This window comes from Lentisalinibacter orientalis, assembly GCF_040706535.1.
Lineage (GTDB): Bacteria > Pseudomonadota > Gammaproteobacteria > Steroidobacterales > Woeseiaceae > Lentisalinibacter > Lentisalinibacter orientalis.
In genome coordinates, this window is the sequence record NZ_JAPDRJ010000001.1 from 384,497 (window position 1) to 397,920 (window position 13,424).

Genomic DNA, 13,424 nt, shown 5'->3' on the forward strand with positions numbered 1-13,424 from the left:
AATTTGACGCAGCATATTCCCTCTGGCTTTGTGCTGTCGGGGGGCATACGAAGAATAATGAACGAAGCCGCACACTACGAGACTGCACCGCAGGACCGCATCCCGTTCCCGAAGAAGCTCATCTACGGGCTCGGCGCCTTCGTCAACAACCTGCTGGCCGGCGCCATCGGCGGCATGATCATCGTGCTCAACCTCGGCCTCGGCATGAATCCGGCCCTCGTGGGGCTGCTGGGCGCCCTCCCCCGGCTGACCGATGCGATCACCGACCCGCTCATGGGCTATATCTCCGACCACACGAAGTCGAAGTGGGGACGCCGCCGTCCGTACATCTTCGTGGGCGCGATCGCCGTCGCCATCATCTACGCCATCCTCTGGCAGCTGCCGGAGGGCAAGAGCGATGCGTTCTATTTCTGGTACTTCCTGAGCGGCTCGCTGATCTTCTACCTCGCCTACACGGTGTTCGCCACGCCGTGGGTGGCGCTCGGCTACGAGCTCACGCCCGACTATCACGAACGCACCCGGCTGATGGGCGTGCAGAACTTTATCGGCCAGCTCGCCTACGTGGTGGCGCCCTGGTTCCTCTGGATCATGCAGAACGAGGCCTGGTTCGACGACATGGCGCAGGGCGCGGCGGGTCTCGCGATCATCATCGCCGTCGTCGTCGCTGGCATCGGTGTCCTGCCCGCCATTTTCCTGCGGGAACGCTTCAAGGAAGCCGCCCTGGGAGATGCCGATCCCGCAGTCGAGATCAGCGCCGCCGGCAGTGCGTTCGTGCGCAGCATGCTCGACTTCTTCCGTGGTTTCGCGACCTCCCTGAAGTTCAAGCCGTTCGTGAAGCTCTGCATCGCCACGTTCCTCGTCTTCAACGGCTTCATGCTGATCGCATCGTTCCAGTTCTACGTCATCATCTATTACGTCTTCGGGGGCGACACCAACCTGGGGTCGAAGTATGCCGGCTACTCGGGGACGCTCGGCGCCATATCGACGTTCCTGGTCATCATTTTCATCACCTGGCTCGGAACCCGGATCGGCAAGCGGCGCGCGTTCTTCGTCGCCATCGGAGTATCGATGGTGGGCTATGCCCTGAAGTGGGTTGCCTACAACCCGGAAGTGCCCTGGCTGCTGCTGCTGCCCGCACCCCTGATGGCCTTCGGACTCGGCGGCTTGTTCACGCTGATGCCCGCGATGATCTGCGACGTGGTGGATGCCGACGAGGTGAACACCTATGAGCGGCGCGAGGGCATGTACGGCTCCATCTTCTGGTGGGTCGTGAAGCTGGGCATGGCCGCAGCGCTCGCGGCGAGCGGTTTCCTGTTGAACGCGACGGGCTTCGACGTCGAGCTGGGCGGCAACCAGACCGACCGCGCCATCTATCTCATGCGGCTGTGCGATGCCTTCATACCGGCGGCCGCCTCGGCCATCGCCATCTGGGTGATCTCCACCTACTCCATCACCGAGGAGAAGGCGCATGAGGTGCGGCTGCACCTGGAGGCCCGGCGCGGCGCCGTCTGACGGCACCGTCTAACCGAACGCCGGCGCTGGCCAGCGGCGAACCAATCAGCCCGAGACCGGGTCCGGCGTCGCCGCGGCCGGAAAATGGTGCCGCGTGCGATTCGCGATCGCGACCAGCGACAGCATCACGGGCACTTCCACCAGGACGCCGACCACCGTGGCCAGGGCCGCCCCGGACTGCAGCCCGAACAGGCTGATGGCGACCGCCACCGCGAGTTCGAAGAAGTTCGACGTGCCGATGAGCGCAGCCGGTGCGGCCGTCTCGAAGGGAATCCGCCAGGCCCACGCCCAGCCATAGGCAATCGCGAAGATGCCGTAGCTCTGCACCAGCAGCGGGATGGCGATGAGCACGATCACGTCCGGTCTCGCGAGGATCGTCTCCGCCTGGAAGCCGAACAGCAGCACGACGGTGGCGATCAGGCCCATGATGGAGAACGGCTTCACCTTCGCTGTGTAGGCCGCGACCCGCTCCGGGTCGTCGTGGCCGTCCAGGGCACGACGGGTCAGGTAACCGGCCGCCAGCGGCGTAACGACGTAGAGCACTACCGAGAGCAGCAGCGTCTCCCAGGGCACGACGACGTCGGTGATGCCGAGCAGGAAGGCGGCGAGCGGCGCGAAGGCGAACACCATGATGATGTCGTTGATGGACACCTGCACCAGGGTGTAATTGGCATCGCCGCGGACCAGCTGACTCCAGACGAACACCATTGCCGTGCAGGGCGCGACGCCCAGCAGGATCATGCCGGCGATGTACTCCCGCGCCGTCTCCGGCTCCACCAGGCCGGCGAAGAGGTACTCGAAGAACAGCACGCCCAGCGCCGCCATGGTGAACGGCTTCACCAGCCAGTTGACGACCAGGGTGACGCAGAGCCCCTTCGGCCGGCGGCCGACGTCCTTCAGGGAGGCGAAGTCGACGTTCACCATCATGGGATAGATCATCAGCCAGATGAAGACGGCGACCACCAGGTTGACGCTGGCGTACTCGAGTGCCGCGACGGCGCGGAACAGCCCCGGGAAGACGGCACCCAGCAGCACGCCGGCGACGATGCCGAGGCCCACCCAGACCGACAGCCAACGCTCGAAGATGCCCATGGGCGGGGTTCCGGACGAAGCGTTCGGGGTGTCGGCGCTCATGGCAGCTCCCGCTCGATGCGCACTTTCAGCATCGTGTAGGCCTGTTCGAAGGCCGCGTCGATCTCGGCCTCGGTGCCCTCGGCCTGCGCCGGATCCGGCGTACTCCAGTGCAGCTTCGTGTAGCCGCCCGGGAAGGCGGGGCAGGACTCGGCCGCGGCCGAGTCGCACACCGTGATCACGTAGTCGAAGGGCTCGTCGGCATACGCGTCCCAGGATTCGCTGCGCGGCTCACCCGGCTCGATACCGTGGCGGCGCAGCGTCTCTAGCGCCTTCGGGTGCACGTAGCCGGCCGGACGGCTGCCGGCGCTGAAGGCTGCGTATCGACCCGGGCCGAGATGATTGATCAGCGCCTCCGCCATGACCGATCGGCAGGAGTTGCCGGTGCAGAGGACGAGAACCCGCTTCGCCGCGTTGGTACCGGACATGGCGCGCCTCAGCAGCAGGGACGGGCGGCGGATTCCTCCGTCCGCGCCGGATGGTCGTGACCGTAAACCGCGGACTCGCCCCGCGTCAGGAAGGTCTCCCAGGCCACGCCCTGGGGATCGCTGATCCACCGCTTGTTGGAGCGGGCGTAGCAGCAGGTGGTGTCGCCCTCGTCCAGGACGGGCCCGCCCGCCTCACGAAGGCGCTCGTATACCTCCGCCAGCTCGCCGTCGTCCTCGGCCTGGATGCCCAGATGGTTCACGCCCCGGCCGGGCTGGCGGGTGCTGATGGCGAAGTTCACCCGCGGGTCTTCCAGCATCCAGCGGGCGTAGTCGGACTTCAGCACGCCCGGCTCGGCCGCGAACAGGCGTGAGTAGAAGCGGACGGAGGCATCGAGATCCTCGACGCTGAGATTAACGTGCAGGCGTTTCATGGGGGCTTCCTCCTTCGGGCAGGGGGCTGCAGCAATCCGCCAGCACGCTGTCCAGGACCGGGGTACAGACCTCCGGCGCGCCCTGGCAGCAGTCCTCCAGCAGGAAGCCGAGCAGCGCCCGGGTACCGTCGAAATCGACGCTGTAGATGATGCTGCGCCCCTCCCGCCGCGAGCGGATCAGCCCGGCGTTCGCCAGGGTGGCGAGATGGGTGGACAGCGTGTTGTGGGGTATGCCGAGCGCCTCGGCAATCGCCCCGGCCGGCATCCCCGCGCCGCCGGCCCGCACCAGCAAGCGAAAGGTCGACAGCCGGCTTTCCTGGGCGAGCGCGGCGAGGGAACGGGTGGCCGTCGTTATTTCCATATGTCGAGAATAATCGACATATTGGCGGATTGTCAATGTCCGCGGGGCCTTGGGCCGGGCAAGCCGGTGCCCGGGCAGGATAGAATCCCGCCTTCGCCCGCCAAACCCCGGAGCCCGGCATGCAGCAGATCGTCGATGCGATCAACGGATTCGTCTGGAGCGCGCCCCTCGTCTACCTGTGTCTGGGCGCAGGCCTGCTGTTCTCGGTGCTCACCCGTTTCGTCCAGGTGCGCCTGTTCGGCGAGATGGTCCGGCTGCTGTTCGCGGGCAGCGAGTCGAAGCGCGGCATCTCGTCCTTCCAGGCCCTGACCGTCTCACTCTCCGGCCGTGTGGGCACCGGCAACATCGCCGGCGTGGCCGCGGCCATCGGCTTCGGCGGGCCCGGCGCCGTGCTGTGGATGTGGATCGTCGCCTTCCTCGGCGCGGCCACGGCCTACATCGAGTCCGCGCTCGGTCAGATCTACAAGGAAGAGGAAGAGGGCGAGTACCGCGGCGGGCCGGCCTTCTACATCGAGAAGGCGATGGGGCTTAAGTCCTACGCCTGGGTGTTCGCGGTCACCACCATCATCGCCACCGGCCTGCTGCTGCCCGGCGTGCAGTCGAACGCCATCGGCAACGCCGTGGAACTGGCCTTCGGCAACGGCGCCGAACTCACGACCGGCCTCGGGACCGTCAGCTACGCGAAGCTGGGCGCCGCCGTCGCCGTGGTGTCGGTCCTCGGCTTCATCATCTTCGGTGGCGTGAAGCGCATCGCCCACTTCACCCAGGTGGTCGTGCCGTTCATGGCGCTGGGTTACATCGTGACCGCGGTGGGCATCGTCATCATGAACGCATCGGCACTGCCGGGTGTCGTGGGCCTGATCGTCGAGAATGCCTTCACCATCGAGGCCGTCACCGGCGGCGCCGTGTTCTGGGGCGTCAAGCGCGGCATCTTCTCCAACGAGGCGGGTCAGGGTACGGGTCCCCATGCCGCGGCCGCCTCCGAGGTGGATCACCCGGCCCAGCAGGGACTCGTGCAGGCGTTCTCCGTGTACGTGGACACCCTGTTCGTCTGCACGGCCACCGCATTCATGATCCTGATCACCAACTCCTACAACGTCGTCGACGGCAACGGCACGCCGCTGGCCGGCTTCCACTTCGTGGACGCCGCCATCGACCCGAACACGCCCACCTTCACACAGCTCGCGGTGGAGAGCGCACTGCCTGGCTTCGGCAAGCCCTTCGTGGCCGTCGCGCTGTTCTTCTTCGCCTTCACGACGCTGCTGGCCTACTACTACATCGCGGAGACCAACGTGGCGTATCTGCGCCGCTTCTTCCGCATCCCCTACGAGCTCACCATCCTGAAACTGGTCCTGATGGCCTCGGTGTTCTACGGCGCCGTGCGCACGGCGAGCCTCGCCTGGGGCCTCGGCGAGATCGGCGTGGGACTCATGGCGTGGCTGAACATCGTCGCCATCCTGATCCTGTTCTTCCGGGCGCACCCCGCCATGACCGCCCTGTGGGACTACGAACGCCAGCGCCGGGCCGGGGTCGAGCGCTACACCTTCGACCCGGAGCAGCTCGGTATCCGTAACGCGGAGTTCTGGCGGGAGCGGCTGCGCAGGACGCGCAACGCGGACGGCTGAGCGGATCGATGCCGAGGGATCGCACTGCTGACTCGCCCTGGGTGCTCGGCCTCAGCGCCTCCCACAACGGCGCCGCCTGCCTGCTGCATGGCCACCGGATCGTGGCGGCCATGCAGGAGGAGCGCCTGACCGGCAAGAAACGGGCCCGCCTGCAGGGCGCGCGGCCTTCGCTGGCCATTCGCTATTGCCTCGGCCAGGGGGGCATCACGGCGGCGGACCTGGACCTGGTGGTCCTCTGCGCGCAGAGCGATACGCGACTGCCGGAGAACGACGTCAGCGCCAATCCGGACCTCGCCGTAACGACTCACGGCACACCGGTACTCACCCTCTCCCACCACGCGGGTCATGCGGCGAGCGCCTTCGCCACCTCCGGATTCGCGGACGCCGCCAACCTCGTGGTCGACGGCATGGGATCACCTGACAGCGACCTCTCCGCGGACGAGCGGGGGGCAATCATCGACCCGGGCACAAGCGGCGGCGAGACCACCTCGCTGTATCGCTCGGAAGGCACGGTACTGACCGCCGTGGAGAAGCATCTCGCCGAGGGCGGCCGCTGGCTGAAGCCCGCGCCGGCGGGCGCCTCGATGCCCGGCTTCGCAAGCCTGGGGGGTCTCTTCTCCGCGGCAGCGCAGCAGATCTTCGGCGACCCCATGGAGGCCGGCAAGGTGATGGGACTCGCCCCCTACGGCAGGCCGATCATCCCCGCCGCCGAGTTCTTCGAGATCCGGGACGGGCGCTTCCGGTTCTCCGACGAAGTCCCCCGCAGATTCACCGCCGGCCAGCGCTGGCCGGACGAGCGGGAGACCTGCGCGGACCTGGCCGCCTCCGTGCAGAACGCGCTGGAGGAGGCGCTGCTGCACCTGGTCGCCCGCGCCCGGCAGCTCTGCGGCAGCCCCAATCTGGTCTATTCCGGCGGCGTCGCGCTGAACAGCGTCGCCAACGAGCGCATCATCCGCGAGGGCGGCTTCGAGCGGGTCTACGTGATGCCGGCCGCCGAGGATTCCGGCCCCGCCGTCGGCGCCGCCTATCACGGGCTCTGGCATCTCACCGGCGAGTACACGCCGCAGGCGCTGGAGCGGGACGGCTTCGGCGCGGTCTACGGTGCGGGCGAGGTCGCGCGCGCCATCGAAGGTACGCCCGCGATCATCAAACGCGAGACGGCCGACGCGGTGGAAGAGGCGGTCGACCTGCTCGCCGGCGGCAGCATCATCGGCTGGTTCACCGGTCCCTCGGAGCTGGGCCCGCGCGCGCTCGGTCAGCGCAGCATCCTCTGCGATCCCCGCCGGCCGAACGCCAAGGAGACACTCAACGCCCGGGTGAAGCACCGGGAGGCGTTCCGCCCGTTCGCCCCGGTGGTGCCGCTCGAGCAGGCGGGCGACTGGTTCGAACTCGACGGCACCGACCCCGCGAGTCCGTTCATGCTGCGGGTGATGGCGTTCCGCGAGGAGCGTCGCTCGGAGGTGCCGGCCGTGGTCCACGTCGACGGCACGGGCCGGGTGCAGACGGTCACCCCGGAGGCCAATGGCCGCTACTACGAACTCGTGCGCCGCTTCGGCGAGCGCACGGGCGTGCCGGTGCTGCTCAACACCTCCTTCAACGTCATGGGCGAGCCGATCGTGGAGACGCCGGAAGACGCCCTGTGGTGTCTGCTGCTCACCGACCTGGACGCGTGCGTGTTCGACGCCACCGTCGTGACGAAGCAGCCCGGTTATCGCGCGCTGGGCGACCTGCGGCCGTATTTCCTCACCCGGCCGAAGGCGGTGCAGCGGCACGGGTCGGGTGTGGCCGTGATCTACGAGGTGGAGACACCCTGGGGTCCTCATACCTTCGGCCTGCAGGACGAGACCGTGGTGCGGGTGCTGGACGTGCTGCTGGGCGGCGCCATGGACGGCACGACGCCGGCCGACGTGGTGTTCGACCGGCTGCGGCGCGCGCTCGGCCCCATGCCCGACACGTTTCTGATCCGTCTGTTCGCCCAGTTCCGGCGCTGGCGTATGATCTCGTTCCGCGCCTAGACTGGACATCCGCCGACGGCCACGACGAGACGATGCCCGACACTAACGATCCTGACGATACTAACGATACCGACGGCAGCGACAGCGCAATATCCGGCGATCACGCCCGCGCCACGGCGCGCCTCGGGCTCGAGTATCTCACCGGCCGCGGGCGTCCCGCCGACCCTTTTCGCGGCATCGCGCTGATCGAGCAGGCGGCCGGCGCCGGCGACCCGGAGGCGGCCTGGCTCGCGGCGACCGTCGCCGCCTCCGGCTTCTGGCGTGCGCGCAACTGGGACGTTGCCCTCGACCGCCTGCAGCGCGCGGCGGAACTCGGCTCCGCAGCGGCACGCAGTTCGCTCGGCATCCTGGCCGGCGGGCCTCACGGGAGTCCGTCGGAGAACGGCTTCGACGACGCGGCCGCGCTGCGCGGCGCCATCGATCTCGACGCCTGGCTCTCGCCGCCCGCCGGCACGACCGTCCGCGAGGCGCCACGCATCCGCACCATCGAGGGCTTCGTCTCACCCGCGGTCTGCGACTGGCTGGTCGAGCGTGCCCGGCAGCGGCTCGCCCGGGCGACCATCTACGACAGCACCACCGGCGGGACCACGGAGGATGCCCGCCGCACCAACTCCCAGTGCGACCTGGACATCGAAATCTCGGGCGTACTGACCTTCGTGCTGCGCGCGCGTATCGCCGCCGCCACCGGCCGGCCCGACCGGGCGATGGAGGTGCCAAAGGTGCTGCACTACGCGCCCGGCGAGACCTTCGCGGACCACTACGACTGGCTGGACCCGGACGAGCCGGCCTACCTCCTGGAGCTGGCCCAGCGGGGCCAGCGCGCGGAGACCTTCCTCATCTACCTCAACGCAGACTTCGAGGGCGGAGAGACCCACTTCCCCGAGATCGGCTATTCCTATCGCGGCGGTAAGGGCGACGCCATCCTGTTCTCCAACGTCGACGCGGACGGCCGGCCCGACCCGGCCACGAGGCACGCCGGGCTGCCGCCGACCGCCGGCGAGAAATGGCTGTTCTCGCAGTGGATCAGGGAGTATCCGGCCTAGCTGCAACCCGGCCCGCCGCCGCCAGTACCCGGTCGGCGACGAAACTGTTGTCCTGGCGCTCCTGCCCGAAGGTACTCGCCGGCCCGTGCCCGGGCACGAAGCGCATGTCCTCGCCCAGGGGCCAGAGCTTCTGCGTGATGGAGGCGATCAGCTGCGCGTGATCGCCGCGCGGGAAGTCGGTGCGCCCGATCGAACCCCGGAACAGGACGTCGCCCACGAACGCGATCTTGGCCTCGGGCTGGTAGATGACCACGTGCCCGGGCGTGTGGCCGGGGCAGTGCACCACCCGGAACTCCACGCCGGCCAACTCCAGGGTGTCGCCATCGCCCAGGTAGCGGTCCGGCTTCACGTTGCGGCCGTCGCTGATGCCGTAGCGCACGCCCTGGGCCTCGATCTCGTCCAGCAGCCACTGGTCGTCCTCGTGGGGCCCGATCACCGGCACGCCCTCGCGCTCGGCGATCTCCGCGGCGGCGCCGGCATGGTCCATGTGGCCGTGAGTCAGCCAGACCGCGACGATCTTCACGCCGAACTCGCGGGCGGCGGCCAGCAGCCGCTCCGTTTCGCCGCCCGGATCGACGAACACGCCTTCCTTCGTGCGGCGCGACCAGAGGAGCGAGGTATTCTGCTGCAGGGGCGTCACCGGGATCACGCGGATGTCCAGGTCGGCGGCCGGGTTCGTCGTCTCATTCACCGTCCGGGTCTCCGATCTTGTCCTGGGTGCGGGTCTCGAAGTCTTGCGCACTGTGGCGCTCGTGCAGCTGAGAGGCCGGGTCGCCCCACGCCCGATTCACCATACGCCCCCGCTTCACCGGCTCGCGGTCGTAGATCTCGCTGGTCCAGCGCTGCACGTGCTCGTAGGACTGCACGTCGAGGAACTCGCCCGCCTCGTAGAGCTTGCCGGCCGCCAGCGCGCCGTACCAGGGCCAGACCGCCATGTCGGCGATGGTGTATTCGTCGCCGGCGAGGTAGCGGTTGTCCGCGAGCCGGCGGTTCAGCACGTCCAGCTGGCGCTTCACCTCCATCGCATAGCGGTTGATGGGGTACTCGTACTTCTCCGGGGCATAGGCATAGAAGTGCCCGAATCCGCCGCCCAGGAACGGCGCGGATCCCGCCTGCCAGAACAGCCAGTTCAGGCACTCCGTGCGCTGCTGGTGATCCGTCGGCAGGAAGGCGCCGAACTTCTCCGCCAGGTAGAGCAGGATAGCGGCGGACTCGAACACGCGGGTCGGCGGCGACGTGCTGCGGTCCGTCATCGCCGGGATCTTCGAGTTGGGGTTCACCGCGACGAAACCGCTGCCGAACTGCTGCCCCTCGTCGATGCGGATCAGCCAGGCGTCGTACTCGGCGCCGCCGTGCCCGGCCGCCAGCAGTTCCTCCAGCATGACCGTGACCTTCACCCCGTTCGGCGTCGCCAGCGAGTAGAGCTGCAGCGGGTGCTCGCCCACCGGCAGTTCCTGCTCGTGGGTGGGGCCGGCGACGGGCCGGTTGATCTTCGCGAAGCGGCCGCCGCTCTCCTGGTCCCACGTCCAGACGCGGGGTGGCGTGTAGGTCTCTGAGTCCGACATGTTGCCTCGATACTGCCTGGGGAAAGACGCGCAGAGTAGCAATCCGCGCTGTCGGCCGGAAGCCGGCGGCGCGCGCCAGCTGAGTCGAGTCCGGTGTACCGCGCCGCGCCGCCCTGCGGTAGAGTCCCTGCCATGCGAGTTCCACTGCGCAACACCGCGGCGGCCTGGGGACTGGTCGCCCAGCTCCTGCACTGGCTGGTAGTCGTCGGCGTCGGGCTGCAGTTCGTCTGGGCCTGGCGTATCGACGAGGCGGATTCCGTCCGCGTGGAGTTCGCGCTGGTGAATCAGCACAAGTCGATCGGCATGACCGTACTGGCCCTCGCCGTCATACGGCTGGCGTGGCGACTGGTCAGCAGGACGCCGGACGATCCGCCGACGATGGCCCGCTGGGAGCGGATCGCGGCCAGCGCTTCCCACTGGACGCTGTACGGGCTCATTCTGGCGATACCGCTCACCGGATGGGCCTATACCTCGGCAGCCGGCTACGGGGCGGAGTTCTTCGGGCTGATCGACCTCCCGGACCTGGCCCCGAGCGACGAGGATCTGGAGGACCTGTTCGTGGACGCCCACGAGTTCCTCGGCCAGGCACTCCTGGCAGTGACCGCCGTGCACGCCGGTGCCGCCCTGCGTCACCACTTCCTGCTGCGCGACGACGTGTTGAGGAGGATGCTGCCGTTCGGCAAGTGAGGCGCCGGCCGGCGGCCAGGGCGTTACTCGTCGGCGACGGGCCTCAGGTCCAGGTCGTGGAAGTCGTAGGAGAAATCCGTGGCGGGCGAGACCGCCTTCATGCGGATGCGCTCCACTTCACCTTCGGGCCCGATGGTGAAGGTGACATAGGCGTCGGCCATCAGGCGGCGGTCGGTCCAGCGGGCGACGAAAGTGTCGTACTGGAAGTGCTCCAGCGGCCCCTGTAACGGCGCGTTCCGCTGCGACTCGAACCAGAGGGCCCCGTCCTCCGCCCGGTAGATGCGGACGTCGCCGTACCACTCGTCCCGGTAGGTGCCCGTGTAGCGGTCCGGCGGCAGGGTCGGAGTGCTGTCCGCGTCCCTCGCCTCCCAGGCGATGGCCACGGCCTCTTCGGCGGCCGATCGGCGGTCGCCGGCCAGCGCCTCGATGATCTCGATCCAGTCCCTGCCCGGCGCGGAGTCGCCGAGCTGTTCCTCGATGATCTGGTAGACCACCGCCCGCGGTGCGGCGGACATCAGGTTGCCGGTCGCGAAAACCGCGAGGTCGCGCTCCGGGAGGATCGCCAGGAAGCTCGTCATGCCCCAGACGCCGCCGCCGTGGGAGAGCATCGGCTCGCCGTGGAAGGTGGAGACGCCCCAGCCCAGGGCATAGGCATTGAGATAGCTGCCGGCGTGTTCCGCGAGGTAGGACGGGACGCCCAGCAGGGTCACCGGGCCGGTCAGTTCGCGGAACTGCGCCTCGCTGACGAGCCGCTTGCCCTCCGGGGTCTCGCCGCCGCTCAGCACGAACGACAGCCACCTCGCCATGCTGCGGGCGCTGCAGACGATGCCGCCGGCGGCAGCCACTACCGGCGTCAGGCGGATCGGCGTCGTTACGATGCCGTCCTCCATCTGCATGTGAGGCGTCGCCGTGTCTGCACCCGCCGGTATGCGGTCGTCGGCGGCCACGCAGTCATCCATACCCAGCGGCGCCAGCACGCGACCCTCCAGGAATTCCTGGAAGCTCCTGCCGGCGACCCGGGCGACCACCTCGCCGGCCACCACGTAGAGCAGGTTGTCGTAGTCGAAGCGGGAGCGGAAACTGCTGGCGGGCTCGAAGTGGCGCAGCGCCCCCACGATCTCGGCCACCGTGGCATTGCCGTCGGGGAAGATGAGCAGGTCGCCGGCGCCCAGGGGCAAGCCGCTGCGGTGGGTCAGCAGGTCGCGGATGGTGAACTCCCGCGTGACCCAGGGATCGTGCATGCGGAACTCCGGCAGGTGGTCGATCACGGGGTCGTCCCAGCCGAGCCGCCCTTCGTCCACCAGCACCGCCAGCGCGGCAGCCGTGAAGGCCTTGGAGATCGAGCCGATGCGGAACAGGGTCCCGGCGTCCACGAACTCGTCACCGCCTACCTCCGTGACGCCCTCGCCCGCGGCGTACACTTCCCCCTCGCGGACGACCGCGACCGCCATGCCGGGCACCTCGAAGCTGCGGGTCCCACGCTCCAGTACCGACGCGGCCGATTCGGCCGCGGTCCGCGCTGCGGCAGGGACGGCGAAGGTCAGAATCACCGCCGCCACGAGGGCCAGGGACGCCGTGACCGCCGTGTGCGCCATGGCCGCCGCCGGATTCCGCGCCCCGGGCCTCATCCCCACAGCTCCGGCGTGGGCACCGACACCATGCCGTGCTCGTAGGACAGGGCATGCGGCCGGTCGTTGGTCAGAAACAGCGCACCGTCCAGATCGATGAAGCGGCACAGCTGCGCCACCACGTAGGCCGGCGCGATCGCCAGCGAGGTGCCCATCATGTTGCCGATCATGAGGTCGATGTCCCGCGCCTCGGCCAGCCGCGCCAGCTCCAACGCCTCGGTCAGGCCGCCGGTCTTGTCCAGCTTGATGTTGATGATCTGGTAGCGCCGCGCAGCCTGCTCGAACTCGCTGACGCACAGGCAGGACTCGTCGGCGGCGAGCGGCACCGGCGGGCTGTAACCCTCCAGCGCCTCGTCGCCGCCCCGGGGCAGGGGCTGCTCGATCATGGCGATATCCAGCTCGCCGAACCGGGGCGCCAGCTCGACCAGCTGCTCGAAGCTCCAGCCCTGGTTGATATCCACGATGATCTCGGCGTCCGGCCGGGCTTCGCGCACGGCCCGGATGCGCTCCAGCGGCATCTCGTCGTTCAGCTTGACCTTCAGGCGCGGGCTGTCCAGGGCCAGGGCGGACTCCGCCATCTCCTCCGGCGTGCCGATGCCGATGGTGAGCACCGTGCAGGTCGGTCCCGGCTCGATGCCGGTCAGGTCCCAGATGCTCGTCTCCGCCTGCTTGGCCTCCAGGTCCCAGAGGGCGCAGTCGACGGCGTTGCGGGCGCCGCCAGGCGGCATCAGTTCGCGCAGCCGCTGCCGGCCGCAGCCGGCCTCGATCTCGGCGCGCACGGCCTCGATCTGCAGGCGCATGCCTTCGCCGGTCTCGTTCAGGTAGTAGACCCCGGCCGCCTCGCCCTGACCGGAATGGCCGCCCTCGCTCAGCGTCACATGGACGATGTCGGCGCTGCGGAAGGTGTGGCCGGTGATGCGGAACGGTTTGCGGAATTCCCACGCTTCCGCAGTGACGGTCAGGCTGCGCGGGGTCGTTAGGTGTGCCATGCCGCGGCC

At 68.7% G+C, this 13,424-nt stretch carries 13 protein-coding genes; 5 read left to right on the forward strand and 8 right to left on the reverse strand.

Annotated features, from left to right (window positions below; genetic code table 11):
- Window positions 1–57 precede the first annotated feature (57 nt).
- Window positions 58–1,512: an MFS transporter gene (locus tag ACJMK0_RS01575; protein ID WP_405235060.1), complete on the forward strand. Its 1,455-nt coding sequence runs from the start codon at window positions 58–60 to the stop codon at window positions 1,510–1,512.
- A gap of 45 nt (window positions 1,513–1,557) precedes the next feature.
- Here ACJMK0_RS01575 and arsB read toward each other — a convergent pair whose 3' ends face one another.
- The 4 genes from arsB to ACJMK0_RS01595 are packed head-to-tail and all read right to left on the reverse strand — an operon-like array spanning window position 1,558 to window position 3,863.
- Window positions 1,558–2,604, reverse strand: coding sequence for an ACR3 family arsenite efflux transporter (gene arsB / locus ACJMK0_RS01580; protein ID WP_405237868.1), 1,047 nt, complete (start codon window positions 2,602–2,604; stop codon window positions 1,558–1,560).
- A 38-nt stretch (window positions 2,605–2,642) separates the two neighbouring features.
- Window positions 2,643–3,071: an arsenate reductase ArsC gene (locus tag ACJMK0_RS01585; protein WP_405235061.1), complete on the reverse strand. Its 429-nt coding sequence runs from the start codon at window positions 3,069–3,071 to the stop codon at window positions 2,643–2,645.
- A gap of 8 nt (window positions 3,072–3,079) precedes the next feature.
- Window positions 3,080–3,502, reverse strand: coding sequence for an ArsI/CadI family heavy metal resistance metalloenzyme (locus tag ACJMK0_RS01590; protein WP_405235062.1), 423 nt, complete (start codon window positions 3,500–3,502; stop codon window positions 3,080–3,082).
- On the reverse strand, window positions 3,483–3,863 hold the full coding sequence (locus tag ACJMK0_RS01595; protein ID WP_405235063.1) for an ArsR/SmtB family transcription factor: 381 nt from the start codon (window positions 3,861–3,863) through the stop codon (window positions 3,483–3,485). Before ACJMK0_RS01595 ends, ACJMK0_RS01590 begins: the two co-directional genes overlap by 20 nt.
- Window positions 3,864–3,982: 119 nt before the next feature.
- Here ACJMK0_RS01595 and ACJMK0_RS01600 point away from each other — a divergent pair, with 119 nt between their 5' ends.
- Genes ACJMK0_RS01600 through ACJMK0_RS01610 form a run of 3 tightly spaced genes read left to right on the forward strand, consistent with a single transcriptional unit; the run spans window position 3,983 to window position 8,546 of the window.
- Window positions 3,983–5,488, forward strand: a complete 1,506-nt coding sequence (locus tag ACJMK0_RS01600) for an alanine/glycine:cation symporter family protein (RefSeq protein ID WP_405235064.1) — start codon at window positions 3,983–3,985, stop codon at window positions 5,486–5,488.
- An 8-nt stretch (window positions 5,489–5,496) separates the two neighbouring features.
- Window positions 5,497–7,503 (forward strand): carbamoyltransferase family protein, encoded by a 2,007-nt coding sequence (locus ACJMK0_RS01605; protein WP_405235065.1) that lies wholly within the window; start codon window positions 5,497–5,499, stop codon window positions 7,501–7,503.
- 32 nt (window positions 7,504–7,535) lie between these two features.
- Entirely contained in the window at window positions 7,536–8,546 is a 1,011-nt protein-coding gene (locus tag ACJMK0_RS01610; protein WP_405235066.1) for a 2OG-Fe(II) oxygenase, read from the forward strand.
- Here the strand turns inward: ACJMK0_RS01610 and ACJMK0_RS01615 are convergent.
- Window positions 8,527–9,237 carry an MBL fold metallo-hydrolase gene (locus ACJMK0_RS01615; protein ID WP_405235067.1) on the reverse strand — a complete coding sequence of 237 codons (711 nt, stop codon included), beginning with the start codon at window positions 9,235–9,237 and terminating at the stop codon, window positions 8,527–8,529. The two genes, ACJMK0_RS01610 and ACJMK0_RS01615, sit on opposite strands and share 20 nt — an antisense overlap.
- The gene (gene yghU, locus ACJMK0_RS01620) at window positions 9,230–10,111 is read right to left on the reverse strand and encodes a glutathione-dependent disulfide-bond oxidoreductase (protein WP_405235068.1); all 882 of its coding nucleotides are present in this window, start codon (window positions 10,109–10,111) and stop codon (window positions 9,230–9,232) included. The genes ACJMK0_RS01615 and yghU overlap by 8 nt, the downstream gene beginning before the upstream one ends.
- 132 nt (window positions 10,112–10,243) lie before the next feature.
- On the opposite strand from yghU, the gene ACJMK0_RS01625 reads away from it, so the two are divergent.
- Window positions 10,244–10,798 (forward strand): cytochrome b, encoded by a 555-nt coding sequence (locus ACJMK0_RS01625; RefSeq protein WP_405235069.1) that lies wholly within the window; start codon window positions 10,244–10,246, stop codon window positions 10,796–10,798.
- A 23-nt stretch (window positions 10,799–10,821) separates the two neighbouring features.
- Here the strand turns inward: ACJMK0_RS01625 and ACJMK0_RS01630 are convergent, their stop codons facing one another.
- Window positions 10,822–12,426 (reverse strand): serine hydrolase, encoded by a 1,605-nt coding sequence (locus ACJMK0_RS01630; RefSeq protein WP_405235070.1) that lies wholly within the window; start codon window positions 12,424–12,426, stop codon window positions 10,822–10,824.
- Window positions 12,423–13,415 carry an N-acetyl-D-Glu racemase DgcA gene (dgcA, locus tag ACJMK0_RS01635; RefSeq protein WP_405235071.1) on the reverse strand — a complete coding sequence of 331 codons (993 nt, stop codon included), beginning with the start codon at window positions 13,413–13,415 and terminating at the stop codon, window positions 12,423–12,425. Before dgcA ends, ACJMK0_RS01630 begins: the two co-directional genes overlap by 4 nt.
- Window positions 13,416–13,424: the final 9 nt, after the last annotated feature.